A 13720-nucleotide genomic window follows, 5' to 3' on the forward strand; every position below is an offset into this window, starting at 1 on the left:
CCTTTAAGCATGGCTCGGGTCGCTGGAGGTTTCCTGAACGTCTTCTGCGAGTTCGGTCGCGTTCACATGAGTATCGGCGTCGGCGGCAGCCTCGGCACCGGCGGCAGCCTCGGTATCGGTGCCCGCATCGGTCTCGCCCTTGGCGCCGCTTTCCCCGGCCGACCCCTTCGAGGCTTTCCTGCCATGCTTCTTTCCGGTCCGTCCATCCGCCTCACGACGGCGGCGCATCACCACAACGACCACGGCGCCGACGATCAGCAGCACAAGCACGCCGCCCATGACGCCGACACCCATCCATGTGGTGCCCGAACCGGTGGAGGTGGCCTTGAGCGTCTTGATCTCGTCCATCATGGCGGTGGCCGAACCGGCCCAGTCGGGGGTGCCGTCCTTCTTGTCGAGGATCGGGTCGAGCGCCTTCTGGGACAGACGGTCCACGGTCTGCTGGCTGCGCAGCCATTCGTCGGAGTTCGAGGATACGGCCACCACAAGGTTGCCGTCGTTCGAGGCGACGGCCAGCAGCACGGTGTTCGGCTCGGGCTGCAGGGACTCGAGCACCTGGCCGGCCCAATCCGCCGGTTTGGTGTCGCCGTTGTTGAAGCTCGCCAGATACAACAGATGCACGGTCACGCCGGTCTCGTCCTTGGTCGAGGTGATCGCATCGGTGACCTCGCCGACCTTCGAGCCGAGCAGATTCTCGGTGTCGGTGATGTTCTGGGTGATGGTGATGCCGGAACCGTTCTGCCCGGCCGTTTCCTCCTGGTCATCCGCCAGCGCGCCGGGAGTTGTCCACAATGCCACGCTCAGAGCGACCAATATGGCCGCGACCACTGCCACGACTCGCATCCGGAGGGGTGCCCGCCCTCGTGACACGCCGGAGAACAAACCTCCGACCACATAACCCGTTGATTCGTGCGCGACGCTCTTCGATGCCATATCTTCCACCATAGCGACCGGTTGCGCCAAGCTCCGGACGCCTTCATCCAACGACTACCGAAAGAAGGCAACGATGCCCCAATACCAAGTTGATTCCGAACGGATCCAATCCTCCTCGGCGGCCGTCTCGGCCTCGGTCTCCTCGATCAGGCAGGCCGTGGCCGGCATGACCACCAATCTGACCGCGCTGCAGGACGCATGGAAAGGCACGGCCGCCACGCAGTTCGCCTCCGTCTACACGCAGTGGCGGGCCGCGCAGCAGCAGATGGAGGCCTCGCTCGAGTCCATCCAAACCGCCCTCGTCCAAGCCTCCACCGTCTACGCCGACGCCGAGATGCAGGCCTCCCGCCTCTTCGCCGCCGGCTGATCCGCAGGGCCGGTTCCCCATACACAGGGAATCGGCCCTCTTGCCATGCTGAGACCACTCAGAGACCAAGAGACCTTTGCTCGGCTTTCGTCCAATAAACGAGCTGCCACGCCGAGAGCATAAACGGCGAGAAACAGCCATTCATGTCTTCGGCGTGGCAGCTCGCTTATCGGCCCCGCAAGTCAGACCCGACGACGGCGCACACACAGGACGACGCCGACGGATGCCAACGCAAGCGCCGCGACCGCGGCCGCGGCGACCGGCGCGCCGGTGCGGGACAAGACAGCCGGCCTGCCGGCCGAACCCGACGCGCCGGCACCGGAACCAGACTGGCCAGCCTGACCCGGACGGCCGGTCTGGCCGCCCTGGTTGCCGTCCTGACCGGGCCTATCGCCTTGGTTGCCATCCTGACCGGGATTGTCGTCCTCGCCGGGCTTGCCCTCGCCGGATCCATCGTCGCCGGTCACCACAGCCGTGTACGTCACGACAATGGTGCCACCGGAAGGCATCACATAGGACACGTCGAACCCATGGGTGCCGGACTCGTCGCCTTGGTAATGCACCGACGACAGCCACACACGACCCTTCGACGGATAACGCGTGATCTCACGCGAACGATAACCCCACGTCGCAAGAGGCTCCGTGAAATCAATCCGCCCACCGACCTTGGCCTGCCTCTTAAGGAAACCAAACCCATCCAAACCCGCGTGCAAACGCAAGGTCTCGCCCTTGGCAGGCGGAGTCACGACCGGACCGGCATCCAAGGTCGGAGGCGTCACTGTGCCGTCCGGGTTCACCACCGAGCCACCAGGAACCACGACGGTGCCGCCGCCAGGCAACGTGACCTCGACCCGATCACCCGCCCCACCGGGAACAGTGACCGACCCATCCGGGTTGACCGTCGAACCACCCGGAACCGTCATCGTGCCGCCACCGCCCGGAAGCGTGACCTCGCCCTTGTCAGAAGGCTTGCCGGGAATCGTGACCGAACCATCCGGGTTCACCGTGGAACCGTCGGGGACCGTGGTGCCGCCGGGACCCGGCTTGGACTCGGGCTCCGGCCCGGGCGCCGGACCGGGGTCAGGAGACGGGCCAGGCTCGGGATCGGGATCCGGATCGGTCTTCGCCGTAATCGTCACATTGCCGGTGACCCTGTCCAGAGCCGGCGAGGCATACCACCCGGCGTCCGCGCCCGAGACCGTGAGCTTCGAGGCTTTGAACGCATGCGTGCCGGCCTTGGACGAGTCCACAACGCCATCAGCGCTCAACAACACCTCGTCGCCGGACAGCACCTCGCCGGAAGCCGGCAATAGCCTCACGCCAGTGAACGCCGTCGTGCCATCCTCCGTCCTTGACGCAGACGCATCCGACTCATCCACCGACGCGCCGGTCAGCTGACGCGCGGACAGCTTCACTGAAACGGTGCCTTCGGAAACACTGAGATTGTCATCCCCACCGAACTTGACCAGCAGATCATGCTCGCCAATGGCCAAATTCTTCTTGGACGTGTCATACGTCAGCATGTACTTGCCGTCCGTCGCCTTGACCGGACCGGCCAGCTTTGTCTGATTATCAGCCGCATACAACGACGCCTCGCCCATTCCCGGACCCTCTGTCGCACGGGTTGTTGTCTTGATCTTCGACGTCACCTCCACCGTGATCGTGTCGCCATACGTGAAATCGTTCGATTCCTTGTCACCATTCTTCACCGTCGTTTCCAGCGACGACGACGCCTTCGACACCACGAACTCGGACGAATACACCGAATCGGCACCGGACTTCGAGAACTTCAACCGATACGAGCCGACGGCCTTCACCTCGGAGACCGACTTCCACCTCTCTCCATCCTTGAACTCCAACGACGGAGAAGAATCCGACAACCAGCCATCCGCGAAACTCGTGATGAATCGCTTTCCGCCACGCACCACCTGCGCCGGCGTCTTGGCGGCTTCCAACAGCTTCTGAGCCACATCCTCGCCATTCCATGTCAGGTCCTCGGGAATCGCAATCGACGTCTTGTCCGGCCCCTGCCATTTATATGCGCCATCTCCTGAGAAGGTTCCTCCGCCATCAGCGATCGAGCCACCCTGCTCAACACTGACCGTGGAGCCCTCCGAGTTCGTGATCACTGCACCTTGCTTGAGATTCAGCGTCGAACCATCAGGAACCACCAATGTCTTGCCTGACGGAATCTCGAACGAATCAGGCGACGGCGAACCATAGACCTTGCCATTGCCATTGCCGATCTTGCCGTCGAAGAACACACCGGACCAGTTGGTCTGATTCGAAGTGTCCCCAATGCTCGGAGAATCACCCCGCACATTTATGACAATCACCGCATTGCCCGGCCTGCCATCGCTGCTGACAGTGGAAAACGAGCCATGCGAGGAATCTCCGCCAAATCCCGAGCCAATTCCCGAGCCCTCGAAATTATTATTAAACGGATCACCCTCCCTATGCGAAGCCACGGAGACGAGACCTCCCAAGATAGTGACCGCGCCTCCGCTGGCCAAAAGACCGCTGCCGATGCCCGCCGCACCTTCGTTGCCCACAGCATTGACAATCCCGCCGGTAATCAGCACCGTCGCTCCATCGCCATAGGCCGATGCGCCAATGCCCGCGGAACCGTCTTCTCCGCCAATCGCATTCACCACACCGCCATTGATGACGACGGTTCCTCCATTGGGACCCGTGTCATCGTCTTGCGATTGCGACCAAGTGGAGCAACCGATGCCCGCCGCCGTGTAGCCGCCAGTGGCCGTGACCGTACCACCATTGAATGTCATGGTGCCGGCGTTCAAATCGCTGTCGGGAATTCCGTCATCCGCCGTGGACGAACCGATTCCCGCGCCCTGCCATCCACCATAGGCGGTGAGACTTCCATCGCCATCGACATTAAGCGCGCGGCCCTCATTCACTTGAATTCCAGCATGCGTTCTACTCTGCGAAGCATCCATCACGTTGGTTCCGTCGATGCGCAAATTCAAGGTTCCTTCGTTCACCTCGATCGGCGAGCCTTGGCTCGAGGTGATGCTCGCACCATTCAGCGTGAGGTTCGTGGTGCCTTTGGTGACGATGCGGGCGGTGGCGGTCGTGCCGCTCACCGTTGCGGTGGCGTCTTCGAAGGTAAGGACCGCGGTCGCGGCATCATAGGCGCAGTTGCCGGCGGAGACTGCGACCGTCAGTCCGCCTGCGCTTTCGCAACTTGTGCCGTCTGCGCCCGGGGCGGTTGGCTCTGGATCCGCCATCGCCGTGACGGAGCCCGCCGCCAGCGACATCAACGTCGCCGCTGCGGCCAATGCGCCCACAATCTTTCGCGTCAATCCCCATCGATCCATAGCCACGGCAACTCCTTCGCTCAAGCCGTCAAATGCTTTTCACCCTAGGCCCATTTGCCCCCCCCCCCCGCAACTTTTGGGCGCCGAAATCGCCGTTCCGGGCACGAATGGTCTGCCAAGTTCCCCGGATCGCAGCAGGTGTCAGCGCGACGCCCGAGCTGACCGATCGACGCCAGAACATCGGGATCGAGCCAAGTCGGAGCCTCTCATCCGGCGCATCGGGTATGCTCGGTGGGTTGAGACCCCCAGATGACCGCGGACGCGCTGGCTTCGGCCGGCGCGGATGAGGAACTTCCGGGCTCCGCAGAGCACGATGGCGGATAACGTCCGCCCAGGGCGACCTGAGAGATAGCGCAGCAGAGAACAGACCGCCCGCCCCTTCCTACGAAGGGATACGGGTAAGGGTGAAACGGCGGTGTAAGAGACCACCGGGCCGCTGGCAACAGTCGGCCGCATGGCAAGCCTCATCGGGAGCAAAGCCAAGCAGAAGGCGTTCGAGGACTGCTCGTCCGATGCCTTCGGGTAGGCCGCTTGAGCCTGGCGGCAACGCCAGGCCTAGATGGATGGTCATCCGTGGCGCTTCGCGCCACGACAGAACCCGGGGTACCGGGGGTCTCGCTTTACTTATTCCCTATCTTCTTCACACAAGAAGTTCTTGTGCGACACGTCGAAGAGCATCCGGACTGTGGCCCTTGCGACCACCGGCTGACCATAGGCGGCGCCTGCGCATCTCACGGTCCAGCCCCCGGGTTTTGCGCGCGACCTGACGGCCAAGCTCCCACGCGGCATCCTCGAAGACTCCCCGTTCCTCGGCTTCGGCGGCGACCTGCTCGGCCAAGGCGCGCTCAACGCCTTTGCGTGTCAGTTCAACAACGGCGGCGCGACGGCCCATCAATCGCTCGGCGCAATGGCGCACTGCCGATTCGGCATAGGCCCGGTCATCCAGCAACTGCACGCGCGTCAGTCGTTCGACGACGTCCTCGACGACGCTCTCGGCGTATCCTTTGTCCAGCAACCGGTCGCGCAACGCTCCCGAGGCGCGGGGCGCGGCATCCAGCAACCGCAACGCCGCCTCGCGGCATGCATCGAGGTCGCCGGGATCTTCCACGGGCTGCGCGGGACGCCTGCCGCCAAAGCCTCCTCGCCTGCGGCCCCAACCGCGGCGTTCGGGCTCCGCCGCCCGGCTTTCGCCATCCTCGTCCCCTGCATCCGGGACGTCCGGGACATCACGGGTTGGCGCGATGCCCCGGACGGCAAGGAATTCCTCGGCGGAGATCACGCTCAGGCCTTGGCCGCGGCGGTCTTGGCGCCCGCGCTTTTACCAGCGGACGAAGCCGCGCCCTTGGCCGCCGCCGGCGCGGATGCCTTGGCCTTGTCGGCGGCGTTGTCGGCGGCAGCCGCCTCTCCCTTGGCCGCCGCGGCCGTGGCCTCCTCGTCTTCGGCGAACTGGTCGGCCGGTGCGAGCAGACCGAAGGCGGCCTTGACCTTGTTCTCGATCTCCTCGGTGATCTCGGGGTTGTCCTTGAGGAACTTGCGCACGTTCTCGCGGCCCTGCCCGAGCTGGTCGCCCTCATAGGTGAACCAGGAGCCGGACTTCTTGACGACATCGACCTGCTGGGCCATGTCGAGCACGGAGCCCTCGCGGGAGATGCCCTCGCCGTAGAGCATGTCGAATTCGGCGGACTTGAAGGGCGGGGCCATCTTGTTCTTGACGACCTTGACGCGAGTGCGGTTGCCGACGGCCTCGTCGCCGTTCTTGAGGGTCTGCACGCGGCGGATGTCGAGGCGCACCGACGAGTAGAACTTCAGGGCCTTGCCGCCGGTGGTGGTCTCGGGGTTGCCGAAGAAGACGCCGATCTTCTCACGCAGCTGGTTGATGAAGATGGCCGTGGTGCCGGCCTGCGCGAGCGCGCCGGTCATCTTGCGCAGCGCCTGGCTCATGAGGCGGGCCTGAAGGCCGACGTGGCTGTCGCCCATCTCGCCCTCGATCTCGGCCTTGGGCACCAGGGCCGCCACCGAATCGATGACGATGACGTCGAGCGCGCCGGATCGGATGAGCATATCGGCGATCTCCAACGCCTGCTCGCCGTTGTCGGGCTGGGAGACGATCAGGGAGTCGGTGTCAACGCCAAGTTTGCGGGCATAGACCGGGTCGAGCGCGTGCTCGGCATCGATGAAGGCCGCCACGCCGCCGTTCCTCTGGGCATTGGCGACGACGTGCAGGGCAAGCGTCGTCTTGCCGGAGGATTCGGGGCCGTAGATCTCCACGATGCGACCCTTGGGCAGTCCCCCGATGCCCAGGGCCATGTCAAGCGCGAGGGATCCGGTGGGAATGACCTCCACATCCTGTTCGGGACGGTCGCCAAGTCTCATGGCCGATCCCTTGCCGAAGCTCTTCTCCACCTGCGCCAGGGCGGTGTCAAGCGCCGCCTTGCGCCTGGGATCGAGCTCATGCGCCCCCTGCTTCTTCTCCTCGGGCTGGGCCGTCGCCTTCGACGCGCCGCTTGTCTGCTGTGCCATGGTGTCTCCTTTGCAGGTCGTTCCGAATGGTCGCCGCCCACGGTATGCCCCGGATCCGTCGGAAGGCAAGCCCGTCCGGCCAATGTGGTCGGAGGCTGTTCTCCCTAGGCGTAATCGTCGCGCCATGCCGGCGACGCATCCGTTTAAGGTCACGGGTGTCCGTCGCTGTGTTCCACCATAGCGTCCATAGCGAACATTTGTTCGAATACATCGAGCGACACGCCGGAGCGCACCGCCGACACGCCGACGTCCGCCGGCTCAGCGCGCGGGCATCGGCGGGGCATTGTGGTCGCGGCCCCAGCGCTCGGCATCGGGCACATCCATCTGATCGCACAGGACGTTCCACACCACGCGCGGCTCCACGCCGCTCTCAAGCGCCTCGAGCACGGTCATGCCGTCCAATCTCACCAGACTCTGGTCATGCGCCAGCGAACGGCCATAGGTGCGGCCGAACACCTCCTCAAGCAACTGCCAGAATTCCCGTTCACGCATGCCCCTACCCTAACGCACGCCCAAAGACGACGAGGCCCGCGGCCTGTCCGGCCGCGGGCCAATGCAAAACCAGCAAGACGGAGGACTACGCCTCCTCGCCGGACTCGAGGTAATCGGCCACCAGCCGCAGCATCTGCGCGGTGCTCACGCCCAACGACCGGGCGATCGAACTCAGCAACTCGGAGCTGGCCTCCTTCTGCCCACGCTCCACCTCGGAAAGATATCCCAAAGACACTCCGGCCTTCTCGGCGACCTCGCGCAGGGTCTTGTGATCGCGCAAACGCAGGTCACGCAGCACACGGCCGATGGCATCGCGCAGCGACAGGCTGGCGGGCTCGCGCTTGCGCTCGGCGACTTTGGCCGCCGCCGGCGCCGCATCGGCGTCCTCCTGGCTCCACATGCGGTTCAGCGCCGCCTGGCGGTCGTCCTTGGCCTTCTTCGCAGCGCGCGCCTTGAGCACCTGCTGCTGCGCGAACATCACCGCACGGCGTTGCGCCGGCGTCAGCTCACGCATGCGCGCGGACCCGGGCCTGACCATCGTCGGCGCCGCGACCTTCGCATCCGCCGCCTCGATACGGGTCATCGTCTCCATATCCCATCCCCTTTCGTCGGTTGTCCATTCATGCGTTCCATAGGGAACAACCCGCGAAGGGGAATAATATTCCTGCGAAAACCCTGTGAAACCGCTAGGCTTCCCCTGAAGTCCCGCCGGACCGCATGCCCAGGGCCTCGTCAAGACGGGCCAGCAGCCGCGCCACGACTCCCCGGCGCACCTCCTCGCGTCCGCCGAGCACATGCAGCTCGAAGGGCCGCGTATGTCGTTCGCCGCCCACAAGGCAGGGGGGCAGGGATATACCGACGTAGGCCAGGCCGGCGGGCTTGTCGCCGTCGGGACCGGGACCGGCGACGCCGGTGGTGGACAGGCCGATCACAGCATCCCCGTATTCCGACTGCGCGTAGAGGCGAGCCGTTCCCTCGGCCATCTGCCGGGCCACCTCGGGATGGACGGCACCCTCGCGTTCCAGCAGCGCGGCATCGACGCCGAGGATCGAGGCCTTGGCCTTGATGTCATAGGTGACGGCGGACCCAAGGAAGACACGGGAGGCGCCCGGCACGCGCACGAAGGCATCGGCGAGCAGCCCGCCGGTCAGCGATTCGGCGGCGGCTATCCTCAGGCCACGCGCCTCGCATGCGGCGAGGACGCGCGCGGCGATATCGTCGCAGGATGTCGACCCATCCTTCGGGTTCGGTTCCATTGGCATGGTCCAACCTCCTTGAACTCACAATCGACGGCGCCGATATGGAAACGGGGCCGCCATGGCGACCCCGGACAGCGGTTGCTCGGCACCGCTCACTTCGTCTTGCCGGCCTTGCGGCCGGTGAAGGTGTTGATTAGATACAGCGCGCCGGAATAGAGGCACAGGACCAGCGCCACGTAGATCAGAGCGTAGGTGAGGACCAGATAGACGGTCAGCCACAGCGGATCGCTCAGGCCCGGCGCGAACTGCCAGACCGGCAGCAGCAGCATCGACAGGCCGATGCACTGGAACAGCGTCTTGAGCTTGCCCGGCCACGCGGCGGCGATGACCTTGCCGCCGGGGCGTTCCATGACGAAGAAACGCATGACGGTGATGCCGATCTCGCGAATCAGGAAGAGGATGGTGGCCCACCAAGGGATCTCGCCGAACGCGGAGGCCACAATCAGAGTGGCGCAGGTGAGCAGCTTGTCCGCGATCGGGTCCATGAGCTTGCCCAGTTCGGTGACCTGGTTGTATTTGCGGGCCATCCAGCCGTCGAGCTTATCGGTGGAGGCGGCGATGATGAACAGGATGGCCGCGGCCCAACGCATCGGATAGCTGTTGACGCCCCATGGACCGGCCGCGATGTAGAGGCCGAGGAAGATCACAACCAGCACGATGCGGGAATAGGTGACCAGATTCGCGGGGGTGTTCCAGCCGTCGAACAACGAGGATTGCTTGGAAGCGGAGACGTTCTGTCCTTCAGTCATGCGCTTCACCTTACCCGCGGCGCTCTACCTTGGCTGGAGAATGGACGCGGCGTGGCTGGCAACGGGATGAGAAAACGCTGGCGCAAAGCTCTCCTATTCGCCGAGCTTGGGCTGTTCGACCGAGGGCACGATGCCATCGGTCTCGCCACGGATGAAGGCAAGCACCTGCGGCAGGTCGCCCGGCTGAACCAGCACCTCGCGCGCCTTCGAGCCCTCGGAGGGACCGACGACGCCACGGGTCTCCAGCAGATCCATCAGGCGCCCCGCCTTGGCGAAGCCGACGCGCAGCTTCCTCTGCAGCATCGACGTGGAGCCGAACTGCGAGGTGACGACCAGCTCGGCCGCCTGCAGCAGCACATCCATATCGTCGCCGATCTCCTCGTCGATCTCGCCGCGCTCGGCCTTCTTATCGGCTTCGGCGGCCATCTGCTCGATGTCCTCGCGATATCGCGGCTTGCGCTGCGTCTTGACGAAATCGACGGCCTTGCGGATCTCCGATTCGTTGACCCACGCGCCCTGCACGCGCAATGGCTTGGCCGAACCCATCGGCAGGAAGAGGGCGTCGCCCTGCCCGATCAGCGACTCGGCACCCACGGTGTCGAGGATGACGCGCGAATCGGTGGCCGAGGAGGTGGCGAAGGCCAGACGCGAGGGGATGTTCGCCTTGATCAGGCCCGTGACCACATCGACGGAGGGGCGCTGCGTGGCGAGCACCAGGTGCACGCCGGCGGCGCGCGCCAGCTGCGTGATGCGCTGGATCGAGCTTTCGACGTCGTTCTTGGCGACCATCATGAGGTCGGCCATCTCGTCGACGACGACGAGGATGTAGGGATACGGAGCCACCTTGCGCTGGGACCCGGCGGGCGCATGCACCTTGCCGGCGCGCACGGCCTCGTTGAAATCCTTGATATGGCGGAAGCCGAAGTATTCGAGGTCGGAATAGCGCGCGTCCATCTCCTTGACCACCCATTCCAAGGCCTGCGCGGCCTTCTTCGGATCGGTGATGATGGGCGTGAGCAGATGCGGGATGCCGGCGTAGGCCGACAGCTCCACGCGCTTGGGATCGACCATGATCAGGCGCACCTGCTCGGGCGTGGCGCGCATGATGATCGAGGTGAGCATCGAATTGACGAAGCTCGACTTGCCGGAGCCGGTGGCGCCGGCGACCAGCAGATGCGGCATCTTCGCGAGGTCGGCGGTGACGAATTTGCCCTCGACGTCCTTGCCGATGCCGGCGAGCATCGGATTGGGGTCGTTCATGGCCTTGTCGCTTCGAAGCACGTCGCCCAGGTGCACGATCTCGCGGTCGACGTTCGGAATCTCGATGCCGATGGCTGATTTGCCCGGGATCGGCGAAAGGATGCGCACATCGGAGCTGGCCACCGCGTAGGCGATGTTCTTCTGCAGGTTGGTGACCTTCTCGACCTTGACGCCGGCGCCGAGCTCGACCTCGTATTGCGTGACGGAGGGGCCGCGCAGGAAGCCGATGACCTTGGCATCCACATGGAACTGCTGGAAGGTGGAGGTCAGGGCGGCGATGACATGGTCGTTGGCCGGGGTGCGCGCGGCATGCGGCTGGCCCTTGGCCAGGATATTGAGATCAGGAAGACGATACGGAGCCACGGCATCGTCAGGCGCATCGTTCCCTTCCCCGCCAAGGCCGGCAACGCCCTCGGAACCTCCGTCGCTTCCCGTCGCCGCGTCGGCGGGCATGGCCACGGTGCCGGCCCCGCCGTCCGCGGCCACGATCGCGGCCCACGGGTCGTCGCCAGCGGCGCGACCGGCGGTGTCGCCGCCCAACCGGCTTCCCTCCGCGCCGGGGAGCGGGGTCGTCGCATCCTCCGGACGGGAGCCGGCGGACTGCCCCATCGCAACGGTTCCGTCCATGCCGCCGATGCGCGGCGAACCGGGCATATGGGCGGCGTCAAAGGCAGTTCCAGAAGCCGTTCCCACAGTCGACGACACGGTTCGCGGCACAGCCGTGGCATCCGCGGCATCCGCATCCAGCAACGAGGTCTCCGCGGCCTCTCCATGCCGGTTCGCGGCGTTGGCGAAGGGATCGTCGCCCTCGTATCGTTCAAGCGAGCGATCCTCGTCCTTCTTGCGGCGAGAACGGGAGAACAGCCGGGAGAACAGTCCGGGCTTGCGCGCAGCGGACTCGTCTTCCTGTTCGTCAGCGCCGTCATGGGTCGGCACTCCCTCGGCGAAGGCAAGCGTGCCATCGCCGACGCGCACCTCGTTCGGGAACTGCTCGGACTGCGCGTCCTCATCCGAAGCGGAGGGCATCGGCTTGCCGGTCGCACGGGCGAACAATCCGCGCGCCACATCGGGCAGATCGGTGACATGGGTGCGGGTGATCATCAGCAGCGAGAACAGCCCGACGACCACGAAGACGACGATCGCGAAGGCCTTCGACAGGCCCCAGGCCAGAGGAGATCCGAGGAAGAAGCCGAACAGACCGCCCGCGCCTTGCAGCACCGCCATATCGAATCCGGGGACATCGGCGGCAAGCGCCACATCGATGATCGAGCACACGGACCACATCAGCAGCACCCAGCCGGAAACGACGCGCGGATTGTCGGAACCATGGCCGGAGTTGCGCATGAGCCGGATGGCGACGAGGAACAACAGCGGCGGCAGCACGACGCTCATCAGGCCGAACACGCCGGAGGCGACGGCGTGCAGGAACACGCCGAGCAGACCGGAGACGCGGAACCATTCGGAGGCCACGAAGCATACGCCGAGCAGCATGAGCAGGAAGCACAGGCCATCTCGCCGATAGGCGGGGTCATAGTCCCCCACGCCGGTGACCGAGCGCACCAGGGAGCCAAACGCCCGGGGCACGGCGAGCAGGGCCTTCTTCCAGAACGGCTCCGCCTCCTCTTGCCCGTCTGCGCCCGGTTTGGCGGCGGCGCCCTTCATGACCTTGGTGCGCGCGGTGTCGTCCCGCTCGGTGCCGCGGGATCTGTTGTTCGGAGATGTTGCATTTCGTGCCATAACGTTGTCCGATTCTACTTCAGGGCATCCACTCCGGAGGCTTGTCTTGTTCCGTAGGCGGTTTTCTCGCCCCGTAGGCGGTCACGCCGGAGTGGCCACACCAACAGTGGCGGAAAATCAAGGCTTTTTTCCAAGCTTTTCGGCCCGAACCACCTACGGAACCGAAAAACCGCCTACGGAACCGGCGACATCTTGCCAAGGCTCCGGTCCAGAGCGTCCCACGCCTCGTATGATGGGGATATGACACCGGCAGAGCGTGCGAGCGCAGTCGCATTTGCATTGAGGAACTGCGCGATGGAAGCGATGACGCCCGGCGCCGCGACGATGCGCGCCGCGACGGAATACCAACGGGGATCGATTGACGTGGCCGCTTTGATCGATGCGGCAGACGGCGAGTCCAGCGCCGCCGCGGCCTCCCGTCTGGCCGATGGCAGCCTTGACGACCATGCGGCGGACCATGCGGGCAGCGTCTTCGCGCGCACGGTGCTGCTGGCCGAACGACCTTGGCGACCCACCGGCGATCTGGCCGAGCTGACGGCCATCCACCGGGGCCTGTTCGAGGGCGTGTTCGACGACGCCGGCGCGCTGCGCACCTCGGACACGACGCGCGGCGCCAGCGACGACAAGCAACGCGCGCGGAACCCGGAGGCCTTCTTCCCGGCCGGACTGATCGAAACGGGAGCCCTCAACATCGCCACGGAACTGGCGGACCAGCGCAATCTCCAGGTGATGGACCGGCCCGATTTCGTGCGCGCGCTGACGCATGTCTACGACGAACTGGGCTATCTGCATCCGTTCAAGGGCGGCAACGCGATGGTGCTGCGCATGTTCGCCTCGCGCCTGGCGCATGACGCCGGATGGGACCTCGACTGGGGCACGGTGACGCGCGAGGAATACAAGTCGGCCAAACGCCAGGCCTATACGGGCGAGACCGGAGCATTCGAGCGCATGTTCGACCGCATCGCACGCCCGGCGAATCCCACGCGGGTGTTCCTCATCGCCGGATGGGACCAAGGCCCGGCGCACTGAGATCGTCGCGCGACTTGTCATCCTGAGCGGAGCGCG

General features: G+C 65.2%; 11 protein-coding genes and 1 other RNA gene. 3 read left to right on the top strand and 9 right to left on the bottom strand.

Annotated features, from left to right (window positions below; translation table 11 throughout):
* Positions 1 to 3 precede the first annotated feature (3 nt).
* Entirely contained in the window at positions 4 to 933 is a 930-nt protein-coding gene (locus AC1AUD_RS10780; protein ID WP_476574387.1) for a TPM domain-containing protein, read from the bottom strand.
* Positions 934 to 1006: 73 nt separating this feature from the next.
* Between AC1AUD_RS10780 and AC1AUD_RS10785 the strand changes: the two genes are divergently transcribed.
* Positions 1007 to 1300 carry a WXG100 family type VII secretion target gene (locus AC1AUD_RS10785; protein WP_476574388.1) on the top strand — a complete coding sequence of 98 codons (294 nt, stop codon included), beginning with the start codon at positions 1007 to 1009 and terminating at the stop codon, positions 1298 to 1300.
* A gap of 182 nt (positions 1301 to 1482) precedes the next feature.
* On the opposite strand, the gene AC1AUD_RS10790 is transcribed toward AC1AUD_RS10785, so the two are convergent.
* On the bottom strand, positions 1483 to 4644 hold the full coding sequence (locus AC1AUD_RS10790; protein WP_476574389.1) for a hypothetical protein: 3162 nt from the start codon (positions 4642 to 4644) through the stop codon (positions 1483 to 1485).
* Positions 4645 to 4875: 231 nt separating this feature from the next.
* Here AC1AUD_RS10790 and rnpB point away from each other — a divergent pair.
* An RNA gene (gene rnpB, locus AC1AUD_RS10795) (RNase P RNA component class A) lies at positions 4876 to 5260 on the top strand.
* 18 nt (positions 5261 to 5278) lie between these two features.
* Here rnpB and AC1AUD_RS10800 read toward each other — a convergent pair.
* The 7 genes from AC1AUD_RS10800 to AC1AUD_RS10830 form a co-directional block, all read right to left on the bottom strand.
* The gene (locus AC1AUD_RS10800; RefSeq protein WP_476574390.1) at positions 5279 to 5917 is read right to left on the bottom strand and encodes a regulatory protein RecX; all 639 of its coding nucleotides are present in this window, start codon (positions 5915 to 5917) and stop codon (positions 5279 to 5281) included.
* A gap of 2 nt (positions 5918 to 5919) precedes the next feature.
* Positions 5920 to 7158 carry a recombinase RecA gene (gene recA / locus AC1AUD_RS10805; RefSeq protein ID WP_476574391.1) on the bottom strand — a complete coding sequence of 413 codons (1239 nt, stop codon included), beginning with the start codon at positions 7156 to 7158 and terminating at the stop codon, positions 5920 to 5922.
* 258 nt (positions 7159 to 7416) lie between these two features.
* A complete protein-coding gene (locus AC1AUD_RS10810; RefSeq protein ID WP_476574392.1) occupies positions 7417 to 7650 on the bottom strand; it encodes a DUF3046 domain-containing protein in 234 nt (77 codons plus the stop codon).
* A gap of 85 nt (positions 7651 to 7735) precedes the next feature.
* Positions 7736 to 8242, bottom strand: a complete 507-nt coding sequence (locus AC1AUD_RS10815) for a helix-turn-helix domain-containing protein (protein ID WP_476574393.1) — start codon at positions 8240 to 8242, stop codon at positions 7736 to 7738.
* A 94-nt stretch (positions 8243 to 8336) separates the two neighbouring features.
* Complete coding sequence (locus AC1AUD_RS10820; RefSeq protein WP_476574394.1) at positions 8337 to 8912, bottom strand: CinA family protein; 576 nt, start codon at positions 8910 to 8912, stop codon at positions 8337 to 8339.
* Positions 8913 to 9001: 89 nt separating this feature from the next.
* Positions 9002 to 9658, bottom strand: coding sequence for a CDP-diacylglycerol--glycerol-3-phosphate 3-phosphatidyltransferase (pgsA, locus tag AC1AUD_RS10825; RefSeq protein ID WP_476574395.1), 657 nt, complete (start codon positions 9656 to 9658; stop codon positions 9002 to 9004).
* A 93-nt stretch (positions 9659 to 9751) separates the two neighbouring features.
* Positions 9752 to 12655 (bottom strand): FtsK/SpoIIIE family DNA translocase, encoded by a 2904-nt coding sequence (locus AC1AUD_RS10830; protein ID WP_476574396.1) that lies wholly within the window; start codon positions 12653 to 12655, stop codon positions 9752 to 9754.
* A 240-nt stretch (positions 12656 to 12895) separates the two neighbouring features.
* On the opposite strand from AC1AUD_RS10830, the gene AC1AUD_RS10835 reads away from it, so the two are divergent.
* On the top strand, positions 12896 to 13684 hold the full coding sequence (locus AC1AUD_RS10835; RefSeq protein WP_476574397.1) for a Fic/DOC family protein: 789 nt from the start codon (positions 12896 to 12898) through the stop codon (positions 13682 to 13684).
* Positions 13685 to 13720 lie beyond the last annotated feature (36 nt).

This window comes from Bifidobacterium sp. LH_730, assembly GCF_056355835.1.